The sequence below is a fragment of the Marinisporobacter balticus genome (assembly GCF_004345705.1).
GTDB classification, from domain to species: domain Bacteria; phylum Bacillota; class Clostridia; order Peptostreptococcales; family Thermotaleaceae; genus Marinisporobacter; species Marinisporobacter balticus.
In genome coordinates this window covers 38,562-56,993 of record NZ_SLWV01000015.1, presented here as the reverse complement: position 1 = coordinate 56,993, position 18,432 = coordinate 38,562, and the positions used below count along the sequence as shown (strand labels likewise).

General features: G+C 31.5%; 18 protein-coding genes and 1 other annotated feature. All 18 genes read left to right on the top strand.

Features of this window, described 5'->3' with window-relative positions:
• On the top strand, positions 1-1,332 hold the full coding sequence (locus EV214_RS11335) for an ABC transporter permease subunit (protein ID WP_207669679.1): 1,332 nt from the start codon (positions 1-3) through the stop codon (positions 1,330-1,332).
• 241 nt (positions 1,333-1,573) lie between these two features.
• Positions 1,574-2,086 carry a translation initiation factor IF-3 gene (gene infC, locus EV214_RS11330; RefSeq protein ID WP_207669681.1) on the top strand — a complete coding sequence of 171 codons (513 nt, stop codon included), beginning with the start codon at positions 1,574-1,576 and terminating at the stop codon, positions 2,084-2,086.
• A 23-nt stretch (positions 2,087-2,109) separates the two neighbouring features.
• Positions 2,110-2,307, top strand: coding sequence for a 50S ribosomal protein L35 (gene rpmI, locus EV214_RS11325; RefSeq protein ID WP_132245840.1), 198 nt, complete (start codon positions 2,110-2,112; stop codon positions 2,305-2,307).
• Between the two features lie 27 nt (positions 2,308-2,334).
• Positions 2,335-2,694, top strand: a complete 360-nt coding sequence (gene rplT, locus EV214_RS11320; RefSeq protein WP_132245838.1) for a 50S ribosomal protein L20 — start codon at positions 2,335-2,337, stop codon at positions 2,692-2,694.
• Positions 2,695-2,828: 134 nt separating this feature from the next.
• A complete protein-coding gene (locus EV214_RS11315) occupies positions 2,829-4,223 on the top strand; it encodes a TrkH family potassium uptake protein (protein WP_132245836.1) in 1,395 nt (464 codons plus the stop codon).
• 12 nt (positions 4,224-4,235) lie between these two features.
• On the top strand, positions 4,236-4,886 hold the full coding sequence (locus EV214_RS11310; RefSeq protein ID WP_132245834.1) for a potassium channel family protein: 651 nt from the start codon (positions 4,236-4,238) through the stop codon (positions 4,884-4,886).
• A gap of 18 nt (positions 4,887-4,904) precedes the next feature.
• Positions 4,905-5,717 (top strand): TrmH family RNA methyltransferase, encoded by an 813-nt coding sequence (locus tag EV214_RS11305; RefSeq protein WP_132245832.1) that lies wholly within the window; start codon positions 4,905-4,907, stop codon positions 5,715-5,717.
• A 196-nt stretch (positions 5,718-5,913) separates the two neighbouring features.
• Positions 5,914-6,188 (top strand) — a binding site (T-box leader).
• 87 nt (positions 6,189-6,275) lie between these two features.
• On the top strand, positions 6,276-7,295 hold the full coding sequence (gene pheS, locus EV214_RS11295; RefSeq protein ID WP_132245830.1) for a phenylalanine--tRNA ligase subunit alpha: 1,020 nt from the start codon (positions 6,276-6,278) through the stop codon (positions 7,293-7,295).
• 20 nt (positions 7,296-7,315) lie between these two features.
• The gene (gene pheT, locus EV214_RS11290; RefSeq protein WP_132245828.1) at positions 7,316-9,715 is read left to right on the top strand and encodes a phenylalanine--tRNA ligase subunit beta; all 2,400 of its coding nucleotides are present in this window, start codon (positions 7,316-7,318) and stop codon (positions 9,713-9,715) included.
• A gap of 243 nt (positions 9,716-9,958) precedes the next feature.
• Entirely contained in the window at positions 9,959-10,939 is a 981-nt protein-coding gene (locus EV214_RS11285) for an NAD-dependent 4,6-dehydratase LegB (RefSeq protein WP_132245826.1), read from the top strand.
• A gap of 13 nt (positions 10,940-10,952) precedes the next feature.
• Positions 10,953-12,128 carry a LegC family aminotransferase gene (locus EV214_RS11280; protein ID WP_132245824.1) on the top strand — a complete coding sequence of 392 codons (1,176 nt, stop codon included), beginning with the start codon at positions 10,953-10,955 and terminating at the stop codon, positions 12,126-12,128.
• A gap of 18 nt (positions 12,129-12,146) precedes the next feature.
• Entirely contained in the window at positions 12,147-12,782 is a 636-nt protein-coding gene (locus EV214_RS11275; RefSeq protein ID WP_243116630.1) for an acetyltransferase, read from the top strand.
• Positions 12,783-13,781, top strand: a complete 999-nt coding sequence (gene neuB / locus EV214_RS11270) for an N-acetylneuraminate synthase (RefSeq protein ID WP_132245822.1) — start codon at positions 12,783-12,785, stop codon at positions 13,779-13,781.
• On the top strand, positions 13,778-14,947 hold the full coding sequence (gene neuC, locus EV214_RS11265) for a UDP-N-acetylglucosamine 2-epimerase (RefSeq protein WP_132245820.1): 1,170 nt from the start codon (positions 13,778-13,780) through the stop codon (positions 14,945-14,947). The genes neuB and neuC overlap by 4 nt, the downstream gene beginning before the upstream one ends.
• Before the next feature lies 1 nt (position 14,948).
• On the top strand, positions 14,949-15,833 hold the full coding sequence (locus tag EV214_RS11260; protein ID WP_132245818.1) for a formyltransferase family protein: 885 nt from the start codon (positions 14,949-14,951) through the stop codon (positions 15,831-15,833).
• Entirely contained in the window at positions 15,830-16,495 is a 666-nt protein-coding gene (locus EV214_RS11255; protein WP_132245816.1) for a PIG-L deacetylase family protein, read from the top strand. The genes EV214_RS11260 and EV214_RS11255 overlap by 4 nt, the downstream gene beginning before the upstream one ends.
• 78 nt (positions 16,496-16,573) lie before the next feature.
• Positions 16,574-17,584 carry an N-acetylneuraminate synthase family protein gene (locus EV214_RS11250; protein WP_207669678.1) on the top strand — a complete coding sequence of 337 codons (1,011 nt, stop codon included), beginning with the start codon at positions 16,574-16,576 and terminating at the stop codon, positions 17,582-17,584.
• Positions 17,581-18,381, top strand: coding sequence for a cytidylyltransferase domain-containing protein (locus tag EV214_RS11245; protein ID WP_132245812.1), 801 nt, complete (start codon positions 17,581-17,583; stop codon positions 18,379-18,381). The genes EV214_RS11250 and EV214_RS11245 overlap by 4 nt, the downstream gene beginning before the upstream one ends.
• Positions 18,382-18,432: the final 51 nt, after the last annotated feature.

Sequence of the window (18,432 nt, the reverse complement as noted above, 5' to 3'; positions counted from 1 at the left end):
ATGTCAAATACGAATCATGTTGAAGTATTAGAAAAAACGAAAGAAAGTGAAGCGATATCATTAAAGATGAAAAGTTTTTTCATTGACCATAGTGTAACCATATTATTTATTATTATATGTCTTATTGGTGTGAAAATATCAAAATTACCATTGTTTTTCATCACCAGCGAATTGTTGACAAGAATTTCAAGAAACTCATTCCTCGTGCTTTCCCTAATCATTCCTGTATTAGCAGGGATGGGTTTGAATTTTGGGATAACTATTGGAGCCATGGCAGGACAAATTGCCATTATTGCTGTAACCCACTGGGGAATAACAGGGATACAAGGTTTTTTATTATGTGGCTTGTTGTCTGTACCTATTGCAATGATTTTTGGATATTTAATAGGTACACTTTTAAATAAAACGAAAGGTCAAGAAATGATTACAAGTATGATTGCAGGTTTCTTTGCAAATGGAATCTACCAATTTATTTTTCTGTTTGCAGTGGGAAGTATAATCCCAATGAAGGACCCTATAATGATGCTAAGTAGCGGTATTGGTATAAGAAACACGGTTGATTTATCTAAAAATGTTGGGATTAAATATGCGCTAGATAATCTTAAGAAAGTTCCTGCCATTAAAGTGCTTTTAATTGCATTGGTTGCTACAATAATTATATATAGCGGGATTAGATTCTATAAGATAAAAAATTCAAAGAAAAAAGAAAAATTTATCACAGGTCAATATTTATCTACAATGATAGGTTGTTTCGTGGGAATACTAATTTGCAGTATTTTCATGTTTCATGAAGGTATACCCAATAATTTGAAAATGATTACAAAGATCAAACTACCTATTGCAACATGTTTGGTTATTGCAGGATTATGTTTATTTAATGTAATGATTGTAAAGACGAAGTTAGGGCAGGATTTTAGAACCGTTGGTCAAGATAATCATATTGCAAAGATCTCTGGAATTAATGTAAATAAGATAAGAATTATTGCTATTACCTTGTCAACGTTATTAGCTGCTTGGGGACAACTTATTTTTCTTCAAAATATTGGGACACTTAACACTTATGGAAGCCATGTGCAAATTGCTACCTTCTCCATTGCTGCACTTCTTATAGGGGGTGCATCTGTGTCAAGAGCAACGATTGGTCAAGCAATACTTGGAACAATACTTTTTCACACATTGTTTATTGTTTCACCAATGGCTGGTAAAAATTTATTTGGAGATGCACAAATTGGTGAGTTTTTTAGAGCATTCGTTGCCTATGGTGTGATTGGTTTATCATTAGGGTTACATGCATGGAGGAAACGTGTAGGCGTAAAAAGTAAACTGGAATAAAAATTTTAAAATGCGTTGACAATATTAAAGAATGATGTTAAACTGATTCAGTAATATTAAGTAGAAGATTTCCGCTTCTCACCTTGCAACATACGTTCGTAAGGTTTATAAGGGTGTTTCTTGTTCTATATAGAGCAAGTACTCTATTAGGCTTGTGAAGCGGATGTATTATACATCCGCTTATTATTATTTATATATGTTATATTTTGTTACATGCGTCATCAATTCTAGGAGGTGTTAAATTATTAAAGAATTAGAAATCAATGAAGAGATTAGGGATCGTGAAGTTCGACTAATTGATGCAGATGGAGAACAATTAGGTGTTGTATCAGGCAGAGAAGCACTAGAAATGTCTATAGAAAAAAAATTAGATCTAGTAAAAATCGCACCTCAAGCTAAACCACCTGTTTGCAAAATTATGGATTATGGCAAGTACAAGTTTGAACTATCTAAAAAAGAAAAAGAAGCAAAGAAGAAACAAAAGGTAATTAATGTAAAAGAGGTTCGATTAAGTTTGAACATTGAACAGAATGATTTAAATGTAAAAGCAAATCGCGCCATTACATTCTTATCAAAAGGTGATAAAGTAAAAGTTACATTAAGATTTAAAGGTAGAGAAATGGGTTATACAAAATTAGGATATGATGTGATGGGAAAATTCACTACACTCATTTCTGAAGCTGGTACTATTGAGAAAAAGCCAAATTTGGAAGGTAGGAACATGATTATGTTCTTAACACCTAAAAATGCTTAGACCATAGAGGGGAGGAAATAATTATGCCAAAAATGAAAACACATCGTGGTGCAGCAAAGAGATTTAAATTAACAAAAACAGGTAAAGTTAAGAGAGCGAAAGCTTATAAAAGTCATATTTTGACAAAAAAGAGTCCTAAAAGAAAAAGAAATCTCCGTAAAGCTACAATGATGGCAAAGGGAGACGCTAGTAACATTAAAAAATTATTACCATACGCATAAATAAGAAGGTAAAGGAGGTAGAAAAACATGGCAAGAGTAAAAAAAGCAATGAACGCTAAGAAGAAGCATAAAAAAATATTAAAACTTGCAAAAGGATATTATGGCGCAAAAAGCAAGATCTTTAGAGCTGCAAATCCAGCTGTAATGAGATCTTTAAGATTTGCATATATAGGACGTAAGTTAAAGAAGAGAGATTTTAGAAAACTTTGGATTGCAAGAATCAATGCTGCTGCAAGAATGAATAATATTTCATACAGTAGATTGATCAATGGATTAAAGTTAGCAGGTGTTGAAATTAACAGAAAAATGCTATCTGAAATGGCGATTTATGATGAGAAAGGTTTTGCACAATTAGTAGTTGTTGCGAAACAAAAATTGAATGCTTAAAAATAGACTCTATCAATGAGTCTATTTTTTTCATTATTTATTCATATACTGATCATTATTTGTTTAAAATAATAGGTAGGAATAAATGACTATGTTTTCTTTTAAAATTAAAAAGATAATGCTATAATGAATGCATGAGAAAGTTAGGAAAAATTTGGACAGGGGTGATAAAAATAAATATTAATAAAAGAATTGATAAACATACATTGAACCCTGCACAGATACTTGTATTAGGATTTGCGAGTGTTATTTTAATGGGAGGGATTCTCCTTAGCTTACCGATCGCATCAAATTCTGGACATAGTATAGGATTTATGAATGCAATTTTTACAGCAACTTCGGCAGTATGTGTAACGGGACTTGTTGTAGTAGATACGAGCACTTACTGGACAGTTTTTGGTCAAAGCGTGATTATTCTTTTGATTCAAATTGGAGGACTTGGATTTATGACCATGGCTACCTTTTTTGCTTTGATTTTTGGAAAGAGAATTACGCTAAGAGAAAGGATTGTGATGCAGGAAGCACTCAATCAATTCAATATATCTGGGATTGTGAGAATTACCCAATATGTATTGATTACAACTTTTACAATAGAGGGAATAGGCGCAATATTATTATCCTTTAAATTTATTCCAATATATGGGATACCTAAGGGCATAGGCATGAGCATATTTCATGCAATTTCTGCTTTTTGTAATGCTGGATTTGATTTAGTAGGGAACTTTAGGAGTTTAACACCTTTTGCGGATGATTTCCTAATTAACGTAGTTGTTTGCCTTTTAATTATAACAGGGGGACTAGGTTTTACAGTGATCGTTGAGATTTTACAAAAACGAAAGTTTGCAAAATTTAGCTTACATACAAAGTTAGTCCTCTATATTACAGGTGCTTTACTTATATTTGGGTTTGTTGGTGTATTTATACTAGAATACACGAATCCTAATACAATGGGAAACCTAAGCTTTAAGGGGAAATTATTATCAGCGCTATTCCACTCTGTTACACCTAGGACGGCTGGGTTTAACACGCTACCAACAGACCAATTGACAACCGCTACGATCTTTATGACCATAGTGCTTATGTTTATAGGTGGTTCTTCTGGGTCAACTGCCGGAGGGGTAAAAACAACAACAGCAGGGGTGATTCTTTGGACAATCATTAGTATCATTAAAGGGAAAGAAGATACAGAAGTGTTCAATAGAAGAATACCTAAAAATATTGTGAATCGTGCTTTAGCAGTAATAGGAATCGCCATGGCACTTATTATATTTGTAACAATGGTTTTATCTATAACAGAGGATGGAAGTAGTTTTATTGAGATTTTCTTTGAAGTTACTTCTGCATTTGCTACAGTAGGTCTGTCTCTAGGGATCACACCTAAATTAAGCTTCATAGGAAAAATTGTTATTTCTCTTACTATGTTTGCAGGGAGAGTAGGACCTATGACCATCGCACTAGCTTTAGCAAGACAACAGCAGAAGAATAAAGGGTTAATAAAATATCCTGAAGAAAGAGTAATTGTAGGATAAAGGAGTGTTAGTATGAAACAATTTGTGGTAATTGGTTGTGGACGGTTTGGTGCAAGTGTTGCAAGAACACTTTATGGGTTAGGGTTGGATGTATTGGCAATTGATAGGAATGAAGATGTGATACAAGGAATGGCTGAATTTGTTACCCATGCAGTACAAGCGGATGCAACGGAGGAAGCATCTATTAAAGCACTTGGCATGAGAAATTTTGATGTAGCAGTTATAACTATTGGTTCCAATATACAAGCGTCCATTATGGCTACCCTTATTGCGAAAGAATTAGGGGTGAAATATGTTGTAGCAAAAGCACAAAATGAGCAACATGCAAAGGTGCTTTATAAAATTGGAGCAGATCGTGTTGTATTCCCTGAAAGGGATATGGGGGTTCGAGTTGCACATAATCTTGTATCTTCTAATATATTAGATTTTATTGAATTAGCACCAGATTATAGCATTGTAGAAGTATCTGCTTTAGAAGAATGGGAAGGAAAAAATTTAACAGAGTTAAATGTAAGAGCGCGATATGGTATTAACATAATGGCTATAAAGCATGGTACAGAAATTAATATATCTCCAACTGCAACAGATATTGTAAGAAAAGAGGATGTATTAGTTGTGATTGGACATAATGATGATATACAAAAAATAGAGCAAAAGGCATAAGGTTTGAGGTGAAAATAGTTGATTTATAATATCTCTTCAGATGAAAATCCAATGATCAAACACATAAAACAGCTTGCAAGGAGAAAATATAGATTGGAATATGGCGAATATATGGTAGAAGGTGTACGTATTATTCGTGATGGACTAGAAAATAATAGTAGCATCAAATCTATAGTATTCTCAGAAAGATTGTATAATACTTCAGGAGGAGAAGGATTACTACAAGACTTATTAGAAAAGAACATAAAGATCTATCAAGTGCCAGAATCTATATTTTTGAAGCTTTCAGACACACAAAATCCCCAAGGGATTATAGGAATCTTTTCTTGTAAAGCATATGATTTAGACGCTATACTAAACTGTGAAAAGAGTTTGTTTTTAATACTTGACCGCATTCAAGATCCAGGGAATTTAGGAACAATCATAAGAAGTGCAGATGCAGCAGGCTTTGACGCTGTACTTTTGACAAAGGGTTGCGTTGATTTATATAATCTAAAAACCATTCGATCCACCATGGGATCTATATTTCACTTTCCCATTATTCATGTAGGAAAAACAAAAGATGTGATTCAGCACTTAAAGGCAGAGACTATAAAAATTGTTAGCACAAGTTTAGAAACGAATAAGTACTATGATGAAGTTGACTACAAAGGAAGAACTGCGTTTGTCATAGGAAATGAAGGACATGGTGTATTAAAAGAGGTATTAGACCTTTCGGATGAATTAGTGAAAATTCCTATGAAAGGCAAAGCGGAGTCTTTAAATGCTGCGATTGCTGCATCAATTATGATGTATGAAGCAGTGAGGCAGCGAAGGAATCAGAAAATTTGAAAAATATTACAAAATCATAGCCTTATTTTCTTGTAAACCTCTTTTTGCTGTGCTATAATGAAGAAAAGGTGATAGTGAAAAGGGGCGTGGGCATTATGATCGCTACAGAAGAATGGCTTTGGAAAATTTTTATGTTAACCGGAAATATTAATGCCTATTTGGGTTATAAGGAATTGGTTTCAAATTATTAATATGAAAATCAGTAATGATAGAGAAAAGTAAGTTTAGATTGACTTACAGAGATGAAATGTCAAAGGCTGAGAACATTTCTAAGTAACAACTTAACTGAAGTTCCCTCTTGAACTATAGAATTGAAAGAATATAAGAGAATAGCTAAAATTTTGGTTTTAGGATAATATATTAGTTATTACTTTTACAGTAGGTTCTATCGGTTGACGCCGTTAAGTCTATAAGTGGTTGAATTTTTTTCGACTATTAGGGTGGTACCGCGGAGCAGTCTTCGTCCCTTTCGGGATTGAAGATTTTTTTATTTGCCAATAATTAAAATGATTTATTTTAATTTTAATATATTAAAGATAATCAGAAAGGAGCATATAAATGAAAGAACAATTGCAAAAAATAAGAAACAGTGCAGAAAATGAAATTCAAAGTGCACAGTCTATGCAAGAACTAGAAGAACTGCGTATACAATACCTAGGAAAAAAAGGAGAGCTTACAGCTCTTTTAAGAGGGATGAAAGATTTATCTGCTGAACAAAGACCCTTAGTAGGAAAGATTGTCAATGATGTAAGAGAAGCGATTGAAGGTGCTTTAGATACAGCAAAAAAAGAAATGAAACAAAAGGAAAAAAATTCAAGATTAGCACGTGAGACAATTGATGTAACCATGCCAGGAAAAGCGAAAGATTTAGGGCATAAACATCCACTTACATTGGCCTTAGATGAAATAAAAGACATATTTATGGGTATGGGGTTTAAGATTGCTGAAGGGCCAGAGGTAGAGACCGTTTATCATAACTTTGATGCATTAAATGCACCTAAAAATCATCCATCAAGAGACTTAACAGATACTTTCTATATTACAGAAGATATTTTACTTAGAACACAAACTTCACCTGTGCAAGTTCGAACCATGAAAAAGAATAAGCCACCAATAAAAATTATTTCACCAGGAAGATGCTTTCGATCAGATGCGTTAGATGCTACGCATTCACCGATGTTTCATCAAGTAGAGGGATTAGTGATTGATAAAGGGATTACAATGGCAGATTTAAAAGGAACATTAGATTTATTTGCAAAGCAATTATTTGGGATAGGGACAAAAACAAAATTTAGGCCCCATCACTTTCCATTTACAGAGCCAAGTGCAGAGGTAGATGTTACTTGCTTTAAATGTGAAGGCAAAGGATGCCGTGTATGTAAAGGAAGTGGCTGGATAGAAATTTTAGGATGCGGTATGGTACATCCGAATGTTTTAGCAGAATGTGGGATTGATCCAGAAGAATATAGTGGATTTGCTTTTGGTATGGGACTTGATCGCGTGACCATGCTAAAATATGAAATACAAGATATAAGACTATTATTTGAAAATGATATGCGTTTCATTAAGCAGTTTTAAAGAATAAAGGAGGAAATAATATGTTCGTGCCAGTAGAATGGTTAAAACAATATGTAGATATAGATGGTTTAGATATGGATACATTAAGGGACAATATGATTATGTCAGGATCTAATATTGAAACCGTAGAAGATTTAGGGGAAAGAATCAATAAAATCGTTGTAGGAAAAATTTTAGAAATTGAAAATCACCCTGATGCAAAAAAATTGGTGGTAACACAAGTGGATGTAGGAGAGGAAGTACTCCAAATTGTAACAGGGGCAGAGAATATTAAGGTAGGTCAATATATTCCAGTTATTTTAAATGGAGGAAGACTGCCTGATGGTACAAAAATAAAAAGCGGGAAACTACGTGGGGTACTATCTAATGGGATGATGTGTTCTGGTGAAGAATTAGGCATTGCTGATAAGGTTTTACCAATACACCAAGCAAAGGATGGCATATACATTTTAGATCAGGCGTATCCTCTTGGAACAGATATTAAAGAGATTTTAGGGCTGAATGATCATATTATTGAATTTGAGATTACACCAAACAGACCAGATTGTCTAAGTATATTAGGCATGGCAAGGGAAACATCAGCTACTTTTAATATTCCGTTGAAGGCGCCACAAATAAATGTTCAAGAAGAAGTAGATATGATTGCTGATTATGCAGCTATAGACATAGAAGACAACGAGCTTTGTAACAGATATGTAGCGAGAGTCATAAAGGACGTAGAAATAAAACCATCGCCTCAATGGATGCAAAACAGACTGATGAAAGCAGGCATGAGACCGATTAATAACATAGTAGATATAACGAACTATGTAATGCTTGAATTAGGACAACCACTTCATGCTTTTGATTTAAGTACGTTAGAAGGAAATAAAATTATTGTAAAAAGAGCAAAAGATAGAGAAACATTTACAACCCTTGATGAAGTAGAAAGAAAATTAGATAGTAGTATGCTTATGATTGCAGATAGTGAAAAATATGTAGCAATCGCTGGGGTCATGGGAGGATTAAATTCTGAAGTAACCAAAGAAACGAAAACAATACTACTTGAAGCTGCTAGCTTTAGTGCGAATTCTGTAAGAGCAACATCAAAGAAATTAGGATTAAGATCAGAGGCATCTGCAAGATTTGAAAAAGGAATAGATCCAAATATTGCAATTATGGCTGCCAATAGAGCCTGTCAACTGATTGAAGAATTAGAAGTGGGTAAAATTGTAGGGGGCGTGATGGACCTATATCCAAATCGCGCAGATGAAAAAGTAATTGAAATTAGACCGAAAAGAATGAATGATTTACTAGGTACAAGCTTAAGTAATGAAGAAATGATTGGTATATTAAAAAGATTAGAAATGAAAGTAATACCTAAAGAAGATAAATTTATGGTGAATGTACCTACATTTAGATTAGATATTACCCAGGAAATAGATTTTGTAGAAGAAATCGCAAGAATTTATGGATTTAATAATTTAGGCATGACGCTACCAAAAGGAAATAGTCAGGGAGCTAAAACAAATGGACAAATTATTGAAGAAATTACAAAAATCAATTTAAATGCATCTGGGTTAAATGAAATCCAAACCTATTCATTTATTAGTCCAAAAACTTTCGATATGCTATGTATACCAGAAGATAGTTTTATGAGAAATGTTGTAAAGCTAATCAACCCTCTTGGAGAAGAAAATAGCATTATGAGAACGACCCTAATGGGGAATATGTTAGAGGTACTAGGAAGAAACTATAATCGTAATGTTGAATGTGCAAAGGCCTTTGAAATTGGAAATACATTTATTCCTAAGAGCATTCCAGTTGAAGCTCTTCCTATAGAGAAGAAAGTATTGACTCTTGGCATGTACGGAAAAGAAATTGATTTTTATGGCTTAAAGGGTGTAGTTCAAAAACTATTTGAAAAACTTGGTATAGAAGGCTATGAATATATACCAGAGAAAAATCATAAAAGCTTCCACCCTGGAAGATGTGCAAGTATTGTTTATGGAAATCATACATTAGGGGTTATTGGCGAAGTTCATCCAGATGTTTTAGAAAATCATGATATAGATACTAGGATATACGTGGGAGAGCTAGATTTTAATATTCTTCTTCAGATTACGAGACTGGATAAATTTTATCAAGAACTACCTAAATATCCTGCAATAACAAGAGATATTGCAGTAGTTGTAAAAGATGAGATTTATGTGAAGCAGATAGAGGATATTGCAAGAGAAAATGGGGAAAAGATTTTAGAAAGTGTAAAACTATTTGATGTATATAAAGGCAAGCAGATTGAAGAGGGTTATAAGAGTGTTGCTTACTCATTGGTGTATAGGGCGAAGGATAGAACGCTTACAGATGAAGAAGTGACAAAAGTTCATGAAAATATTGTAAAAGTGTTAGAAGAAAAGTTAGGGGGAAGTTTAAGAGAATAAAAAACTTAATCATCAAAAAGGTAGAATGGTTTTTATAAACTATTCTATCTTTTTTTAATTTGCATATTATAGGTAGTAAGTTATACACTGATCTTTTCATATTCACTACATAATAATAGTATGTTTTATAAGCACAAACTGTTACATAATGATAAAGTTAAAAATAAATTTCATAAAAAATATTCTGTTAAATATATTAATAAAAGAAAGAGGTCTGAATAGTTTATAGTTAGGGGGTGTAACGTGAAAAAAGTATTAGTAACAGGGGGAGAAGGGTTTATAGGGAGTCATTTAGTTGAAAATTTATTAGAAGAAGGAAATGAAGTAAGCGCTTTTGTTTATTATAACGCATTTAATTCATGGGGATGGCTGGATACTTTTTCTAAAAAAAAGTTAAAAGAAATAGAAGTTTTCACAGGAGATATTAGAGATCCAAATGGCGTTAAAGAATCAATGAAAGAGATAGATGAAATATATCATTTAGCAGCACTTATTGCCATTCCTTTTAGTTATCATTCTCCTGATTCTTATGTAGATACAAATATTAAAGGAACATTAAATGTATTGCAAGCAGCTAGAGATTTAGGAACGAAAAGAGTTTTAATAACTTCTACATCTGAAGTTTATGGTACGGCACAATATGTACCCATAGATGAAAAACATCCATTGCAAGGACAATCGCCTTATTCAGCTACAAAAATAGGAGCTGACAGAATTGCAGAATCCTTTTATAGAAGCTTCAACTTACCTATTACAATTGTTAGACCTTTTAATACATATGGACCCAGACAATCAGCAAGAGCAGTTATACCAACAATAATCACGCAGCTTTTATCAGGAAAAGAAGAAATAAAACTTGGAAGTTTGACGCCTACTAGAGATTTTAATTATGTAAAAGATACAGTTGATGGATTTATGGAAATAGCTAAATCAGATAAAACAATTGGAGAAGAAATTAATATTGCAACACAAAAAGAAATATCTATAGGACAACTAGCGAAAGAACTTATAGATCAAATAAACCCAAATGCAAGAATAGTTTGTGAAGAAGAAAGAATGCGACCTAAAAAAAGTGAAGTGAATAGATTACTTGGATCAAATGAAAAAATAAAGAACCTTACAGAATGGAAAGCGAAATATACATTTAAAGAAGGGCTAGCTGAAACGATAGAATGGTTTAAAAATAATTTAGATAAATATAAAGTTGATATATATAACATGTAAAGAGGGCGTGAATATGGATAAGATGATACCTTTATCAGTTCCAAATTTGAAAGGAAAAGAATTGGAATATGTTGTAAAAGCTATAGAAGCAGAATGGGTTTCTACAGGTGGTGAATACATCAATAAATTTGAAGAAGAAATAGCTAGGTATTTAAAAGTGAAAAAAGCAGTGGCATGCCAAAATGGAACAGCAGGACTACATTTGGCTTTAAAGCTTTTAGGGGTAGAAGCTAAAGAGGAGGTTATCGTTCCAACCCTTACATTTATAGCAGCGGTAAATCCTGTAAGATATTTAGGTGCAGAGCCAATATTTATGGATTGTGATGATACATTAAACATGGATTTAAAAAAACTAGAAGCATTTTGCGAGAAAGAATGCAGAGTAACAGAAAAGGGGTTAATCAATAAAAAAACAAATAGGAAGATTAAAGCTTTAGTGATCGTACATGTATTTGGAAATATGGCCAATATGGAAAAAGTTATAGAGATCGCTAATAGATATAATCTTAAAGTAGTAGAAGATGCAACGGAAGCTTTAGGGTCTTATTGTACGAAAGGAAAATATAAAGGGAGCTTTGCTGGAACAATAGGAGATTTTGGCGTATATTCTTTTAACGGAAATAAATTGATAACAACTGGTGGCGGAGGCATGTTAGTAGCTAAGGATATTCATTTAGCTACTAAGGCTAAGTATTTATCGACACAAGCTAAAGATGATCAACTTTATTATAGACATAATGAAATAGGATATAATTACAGAATGACTAACTTACAAGCAGCTTTAGGAGTTGCTCAACTTGAAAAATTAGAAAAGTTTATAGAAGCTAAAACACGAAATTACAATTTATACAAAAAAGGAATAAAAGATATAGACGGTTTAGATTTATTGAATTTTAATATGAATACAAGGCCTAATTATTGGTTTTATTCTTTAGTGATAGATAAAGAAAAATATGGATTAAATAGAGATGAATTACTAAAAGAACTTAATCAAAGAGGAATACAAACTAGACCCATATGGGCACTTATTCATGAGCAAAAGCCTTATAAAAATAATCAAGTATATAAAATAGAAAAAGCTAAGTATTATTTAGATCGAATTTTAAATATTCCTTGTAGTACAAATCTGACTGAAAAAGATGTTTCAACAGTAGTTAATATGCTAAAAAGATTAAAAAAATTTTGTTGAAAGGACCGGATAAAAACAGTGAAAGACATTATGCTTATGGGTGGAGGAGGTCATTGCAGGAGTATAATAGATACAATCAAAAAAAGGAAAGAATTTAATATAATTGGCATACTAGACACCAAAGAAAAAGTAGGAACAAATATAGATCATATAAAAATAATTGGGACAGATAATGATTTAATATACTACTATAAGCAAGGTGTTAAATATGCATTTGTAAGTGTAGGTAGCGTAGGGACAACAGAATTAAGAATTAAACTTTATGAATACGCTCAAAAATTTGGATTAATATTTCCTACTATAATAGATGAAACTGCAATAATATCAAATAATAGTGTTATCCATGAGGGAACTTTCGTCGGTAAAGGAGTCATAATAAATTCTAATACTAAGATAGGAAAGAACTGTATTATTAATACAGGAGCTATAGTAGAACATGACTGTACAATAGGAAATTCTGTTCATATAGCACCAGGCAGTACACTAAGTGGTGGGGTTGTGGTTGGGGAAAATACACATATTGGGACAAATACTACAATAATACAATATATTACAATAGGAAGTAATACAATTATAGGGGCAGGAAGTGTAGTGATAAAAGATGTAAAAAATAATGTAAAAGCTTATGGGAATCCATGTAAGGAGGTAGAATAATTGTCTAAAGTATTTATAATTGCAGAAGCAGGAATAAACCACAACGGAAATCTAGAATTAGCTAAAAAATTAATAGATGCGGCGAATGAAGCAGAAGCCGATGCAATTAAATTTCAAAGTTTTAGAGCAGAAAAATTAGTTTCAAAAAATGCAGAAAAAGCAGTATACCAAAAAGAGACAACAGGAGATGACGAAAATCAATTTCAAATGATTAAAAAATTAGAACTAGATTATCGAAAACATAAGGAACTAATTTGTTATTGTAAACAGAAAGAAATATTGTTTCTAGCATCTTCTTTTGATCTGGAAAGCATATGCTTATTGGAGCAGTTAGGTCTAGAAATATTTAAAATACCTTCTGGAGAAATTACAAATTTACCATACTTAAGAAAAATAGGTAAGTTAAAAAAGAAAGTAATATTATCAACTGGAATGACAACACTTGGAGAAATTGAGAATGCTTTAACCATACTAAGGGAAAATGGAACAAATGATATTACGGTTTTACAGTGTAATACAGAATATCCTACACCTATGGAAGATGTTAATATGAAAGCTATGAAAACAATAAAAGAAGCCTTCAAGGTAGAAGTAGGATATTCGGACCATACATTAGGAATAGAAGTTCCCATAGCAGCGGTAGCTTTAGGTGCAAAAGTTATAGAAAAACATTTTACGTTAGATAAAAATATGGAAGGACCAGATCATAGGGCAAGTCTAGAACCTTTTGAATTAAAGCAAATGGTAAAAGCTATTAGAAATATAGAAAAAGCTTTAGGGGATGGCATAAAGAAACCATCAAAATCTGAAATGAAAAATATAGATATAGTACGTAAAAGTATTGTAGCCAATTGTAATATAAAAAAAGGTGAAATTTTAACGGATAAGAATTTGGCAGTGAAAAGACCTGGAAATGGACTATCACCAATGAGATGGGATGAGATGATAGGAAAAACTGCTAATAGGGATTATAAAGAAGATGAGATGATAAAAATATGAAAAAAGTATGTATAATTACTGGAACAAGAGCAGAATATGGACTGCTAAGACCTGTGATAGAAAAAATAAATAATGATGAAAACTTACAACTGCAATTGATTGCTACAGGGATGCATTTATCACCAGAATTTGGATTGACCTATCAGGATATAGAAAAAGATGGTTATAAAATAGATGAGACAATAGAAATTCTTTTAAGTTCTGATACGCCTGTAGGAATATCTAAATCTATGGGGCTTGGTATGATTAGTTTTTCAGAAGTTTATGAAAGACTAAAACCTGATATGATAATGGTTTTGGGAGATCGATATGAAATGTTTTCTGCTGTAAGTGCTGCAATGATAGGAAGAATACCAGTTGGACATTTATATGGAGGAGAAGCTACGGAAGGATTAATAGATGAGGCAATAAGACATTCAATTACTAAAATGAGTTATCTTCATTTTACTAGTACAGAAAGATATCGAAAAAGGGTGATACAACTTGGAGAGCATCCTAATAGAGTATTTAATGTAGGTGCTATAGGAATAGAAAACATAAAAAATATACATTTATTGACTAAAGAAGAATTAGAAAAAAGCATTGATTTTAAATTTGAAGAAAAAACTGCATTAGTTACCTTTCATCCTGTTACACTTGAAAAAAGTTCATCAAAAGAACAATTTAAAAATCTTTTAGAGGCAATAGATGAAATAAGCAATCTTAAAATTATATTTACTAAAGCAAACGCAGATACAGATGGAAGAGTAATCAATCAAATGATAGACGAATATGTACAAAAAAATAAAGATAAATCTATAGCATTTGTATCTATGGGACAACTAAGATATTTAAGTGCCATGAAGTATGTAGATGTGGTAGTTGGAAATTCATCAAGTGGAATAGTGGAAACACCAACCTTTAAAATACCTACTATTAATATAGGAGATAGACAAAAAGGGAGAATACAAGCTGAATCAATAATAAATTGTACATCGGATAAAAGTCAAATACTAAAAAAATTTAAAAAAGCCTTTTCTAGTGAATTCAAAGATCAGTTAAAAAACGTTAAGAATCCATACGGGGAAGGAATTGTATCAGATAAAATTGTTTATGAAATTAAAAGACAGGTACTAAATAATTTAATAGATATAAAAAAGTCTTTTTATGATACAGAGGTGCGGTGAGTTGAAAATATTATTTATCGGAACTGTTAAATCGTCTAAAATATTATTAGAAAAATTAATATCTATGAATGAAAATATAGTAGGTGTTTTAACTAAAAAAGAGTCTAAATTTAATGCTGATTTTTATGATATAGCTCAGGTGTGCAAAAGAAACAATATAGATTATAAATATATAGATAATATAAATGAAAAAGAAAGCCTTGAATATATAAAACAAAAAGATACAGATGTTATATATTGTTTTGGACTATCACAGATCATAGGAAAAGAAATTATTGAAATTCCTAATAAAGGTGTTATAGGGTTTCATCCTGCACATTTGCCTAAAAATAGAGGACGACATCCTGTGATTTGGGCTTTGGCATTAGGCTTAAAAGAAACTGCTTCAACATTTTTCTTTATAAATGAAGGGATGGATACAGGCGATATTTTATCTCAGGAAACTATAAAAATTGATTACACAGACGATGCGAATAGCTTATATGAAAAAATAATGGATATAGCTAAAGATCAGGTAGAGGTATTTACCAAACAGTTGAAAGAAAATGCTTATTACAGAATAAAACAAAATCATAAGGAGACTAATTATTGGAGGAAAAGAAATAAATGGGATGGTGTAATAGACTGGAGAATGTCATCAAGAAGCATCTATAATTTAGTCAGAGCATTGACAAAACCATATGTAGGGGCACATTTTGTGCACAACAAAAGAGATATAAAAGTATGGAAAGTTGAAGAAGTTGAACAAATAGGTTTTGAAAACATAGAGCCAGGAAAAGTACTTAAAGTATATTCGAAAAATTCATTTTTAATAAAAGCGAGTGATCATCTTATAAAAGTATTAGATTGTGAGGATGTGCTCTTAAAAGAAGGTGATTATTTATGACAAAGATGCTAATCGTAGCACCTCATCCAGATGATGAAACTTTAGGTGCAGGAGGAACAATCTTGAAATATAAACAAGAAGGGAAAAAGGTCTATTGGCTGAATGCAACAAATACTAAGGAAGAATATGGGTATTCTAAATCGAAAAAATTAAAAAGAGATAAGGAAATACAATCCGTAAATGAAGCTTATAATTTTGATGGCTTTTATAATTTAGAGTTAGAACCTGCAGCTCTTGATAAATATCCTAAAGTAGAGATAATAACTGAAATATCTAAAATTATTAATAAAGTAAAACCTAATATAGTGATCCTACCTTATGAATATGATGTTCATTCGGATCATAAAATTATTTATGAGTGCGTATATGCATGCACGAAATCTTTTAGATATCCTTTTGTTAAGAGAGTTCTTTGTATGGAAATTTTATCTGAGACGGATTTTTCAGATAGTGATAAAGGGTTTGTGCCTAATTACTTTGTGGATATAACAGATTATCTAGATAAGAAATTAGAGATTTTTAAAATTTATGAAAGTGAAATAGGAGAGCATCCATTTCCGAGAAGCTTAGAGAATATAAAGTCATTAGCAAAGTTTAGAGGTGCAAGTTGTGGCGTTAAATATGCAGAAGCTTTCAGATTGATGAAATACATAGAAAAATAATAAATATTTAAAGGAAGGAGGACGATATTTATAAAACCATATATAATAGGCGAAACAGCATATAATCATGAAGGAGATATGGCGTATTTAAAAGAAATGATAAAAGATATTGCACAAATAGGACTTGATGCAGTAAAATTTCACCTACTATTCAATCCATATAGCTATTTACAGAATGAACATCCTTTAATGGAAACTGTAAAAAAGTGGATATTCAAAGAAAAACAATGGGATGAAATTTTTAAATATGCTAGTAAGAATAATCTTGATACTATAGCCTTATGTGATGATGTGGAGTCATTAGCGTATGTTAATAATAAACACAAAGATATTAAAGCAATAGAACTACATGCTACAAGCTTAAACGATTACTTTATGCTAAAAGAAGCATTAAAATTTAATAACCAAATAATTTTAGGTGTGGGAGGATCCACAATTGATGAAATAGAGTATGCAGTTAATTTTTTAAAAGAACATGGAAAAAGTAACATATTTTTGATGTACGGATATCAATCTTATCCTACAAATTATGAAGAAATCAATTTATTAAAAATGTTAAAACTAAAAAGTTTATTTGATCTACCTATAGGATATGCAGATCATACTGCATATGATGATCAAAACAATGTTGATATATCAAGTTTGGCAGCTGCTATAGGGATAAATGTATTGGAGAAACATTATACACCTGATTTTGGGATACCACGTATAGATTACCATGCAGCAGTTGGCAAAGAGCATATGATGCAAATTAAAAAGAAAATGGAGATGTATTTAACTATTTATGGAAATGGGTCGCTATCAATGTCAGAAGCTGAATTGAAATATGGGAATATAGGACCTATGAAAAAGGCGCTTGTAGCAAAAATAGATATTTATAAAGGAGAAAAAATTTCTTTTAATAATATCTGGTTTAAAAGAACTGAAAAAGAAGTGCCTATTAAACAAAAAGAATTTATTAAATTCATAGGACTAGAAGTATTAAAAGATATAAAAAAAGATGAGGTCATTGATTTTTCAAAAGTAAATTATAAGTATATAATAAGTAACTTCAAAGATTTAGCAGGTGGTTTGGAGGAGAAAAAATGAAAATAGGATTTTTAATAACTGCTAGATTAAAATCAAGCAGATTACCCTTTAAAGTACTTTTAGATCTTAATGGAAAAACGGTTATAGAAAGAATCATTGATCGCGTAAAAGAAATTAAAGATATTTCAGAAATTATTTTATGTACTTCGACTAATCCACAAGATAAGCCACTCATAGATATAGCAAAGAAAAATAATATTTACTATTTCAATGGAAGTGAAGACGATGTGTTACAAAGACTTTTAGATGCATCAAAATTATTTGGATTGGATTATTTTGTAGGGATCACAGCAGATAATCCTTTATTAACGATACAGTACTCAAATTTAATTGTAGATGAGATAAAAAGGGGTAAATATGATTTTATAAAAATAAAAGGAATGCCTTTAGGGTGTGCAACATATGGAATGAACGTAAAAGCGCTAGAAACTATATGCAAAATTAAAAACATTGTAGATACAGAAATATGGGGAAGACTTATAGATCGGCCTGAGATTTTTAACATTCATACGATTCATGTTAAGGATAAACTTAATTGGCCAGAACTAAGATTTACCCTTGATTATAAAGAAGATTATGAGTTTATAAACCATTTGTATTCTAATGTAAAATTCAAGAAGGTTTTAAACCTATATAATGCAATAGATTATTTGAAAAATAATCCAAATACTTTAAAGATAAATAGTAAATGCATTCAATTAGATATAAGCGAGGATATAAGAAACAAGATTGACAGCATGTATACAAGTAATATTCAAAAAATAATAGAGATAAAGGATAAAACTTATAATCAATAGTAGATTATCCCTAAATTCAAAAACGACAATAGGAAGAACCACCAAGGTTTT